Consider the following 2,112-nt stretch of genomic DNA (forward strand, 5'->3'; position numbering starts at 1 on the left):
GATTAAAGCCCCCTGCGTCTCCCGCCTTGAGGCGGGACGGAAGGGTGGTAATCCGCAATGATGGTTAAAACCTACCCTTATAAGGCTAAAGGATGAGGGCATGTTGGAACTAGGTATTAACTCAATAAGCCAGTACACATAATGTACAGGCTACTGGTAGTTGTTGCCAGTAGCCAGCAAATTCATGGAAGGTATGGATGAGACGAGTTTTTTGTTGGTTAGGATGTTTATTAATTGGATTAAGCTTCGTGCCGAGCCATACCAGCACGGTTGCGGCCACGTATCAAGTGCAAGCCGAGTTTCAACAATTTTGGCAGGCGAACGGCGGCGCAGCAATCTTTGGTCAACCAATAAGCGAAGCGCTGTGGTTCGATAGTCAGTTGGTACAATATTTCGAAAACCAACGCTTGCACTTGGTCAACAATCAAGTTGTGCCCGCCAAGCTTGGGCTAGAGCTATTTCAGGCCAGCCGCCGAACCTGGCAAAACCAACGCCAACATCTGCCAACTAGCCAGTGTTTGCGGGTTGAAACAACCGAACGCTCAATCTGCGAGCCGTTTCGTCGCTACTGGCAAGCCAATGGCGAGGCCAGTCGTTTGGGCAACCCCATCACTGAAACGGTCAGCGAGACTAATCCATTAACTGGTCAGCAACAAATTATGCAATATTTTGAGCAGCAATTGCTGATCAGCACCAACCAACAAATTATGCTCAGCCCACTTGGACGGTGGCAGGCCGATTGGCTGCTGAATGGCACACGCCAAGCCAGCCCAATTCGTGCCAATTTAACTGGCCCAAGCCAACCACTCAAGCCACTCGACCAATTTGAAATTCAAATTGATGCTGGCAACTATAACGGCGCAGCCAACCTACGCATCTTTGATAGTGCTGGCCAACTTGAAACCAGCCAAACCCTAAACCTCACAGGCCAAAGCCAAACCCTCGCATTCCAAGCCCAAGGCGCGTTAGGCCAGCATTACGCCGTCTTATTGATCGATGGCAAGGTGGCGGCGATCAACAGCAGCATCTATCAACTTGAGGCGACCACCAGCCTTCAAACTGGAGTTGCGGCCTACGATACGCTGCCCAACAAAGTGCGTAGCTTTTTGCGCAACGACCTATCGATCTATCAATATCAAGGCTACACGATTCGCGGCTATCGTTCGCCCGATAGCTACCTGATTTGGCTGCGTGATCATGTTCATCAAGGCTTGGGCTATCGCTATTTTGAGCAAGATATGACCAGCACGCTAGATTATTTTCGGCGTGAGCAAAAGCCCAATGGAGCCTTCGACGACTATTTTGCAATGCTTGGCGGCGCACCAGTCCAAGGCCGTACCGCTGTCGAGGCTGATTTAGAATATTTATTTGTGCAGGGCGTGCATCAAGCCTGGCAAGCCACTGGCGATACTAGTTGGATGCTTGAGCAAAAACCTGCCATGCTACGCGGCATCAACTATAGCCTGAGCGATCCACAGCGCTGGAATCCCACCCTGCGTCTAATTCGCCGCCCCTATACGATTGACACATGGGATTTTGAATATGGTGGGCCGACGATTGCCCCTGATGGCAAAACCTCGCCACGCCATTGGATCGACGAAAAAACCCGCTTTGGAATTATGCACGGCGATAATACGGGCATGGCTCATGGCTTGTATTTGCTGAGCAAACTTGAACTAACTCAAGCAAATTTTGAGCAAGCTACTCAATGGCTGGTTCGTTCGCAACAACTAACCAAGCAGCTGAATCAGGTTGCGTGGAACGGCAAATTCTACACCCACAATGTTTTAGAGCAGCCTTTCGATATTCCTGAACTCGATGAGGCTCGCCAACTGTCGCTCTCCAACTCGTATGCGCTCAATCGCTATGGCATGGAAGCCAGCAAGGCCTTGGCAATCATCGACGAATATTATCAGCGGCGGGTGGCTGATTCTAGCAGTCTTTCCTCAGAATGGTTCAGCATCGACCCGCCATTTCCTGCCGAGAGTTTTGGCACATTGCCAGGCTGGGGCAACGTGCCTGGCGAATATGTTAATGGTGGGCGGATGCCGCTAGTTGGCGGCGAATTAGCTCGTGGCGCATTTCGTTGGGGCCAGCCAGCCTATGGCTTTG

The 2,112-nt window shown here is 51.0% G+C and carries 1 protein-coding gene; it reads left to right on the forward strand.

The genetic code is table 11. The annotated features are described in order from the left end of the window. Positions 1 to 197: 197 nt before the first annotated feature. On the forward strand, positions 198 to 2,112 hold a 1,915-nt coding region (locus DEF47_RS06870), incomplete at its 3' end, for a hypothetical protein (protein ID WP_353845050.1).

Source organism: Herpetosiphon sp. (assembly GCF_003512625.1).
Lineage (GTDB): Bacteria > Chloroflexota > Chloroflexia > Chloroflexales > Herpetosiphonaceae > Herpetosiphon > Herpetosiphon aurantiacus.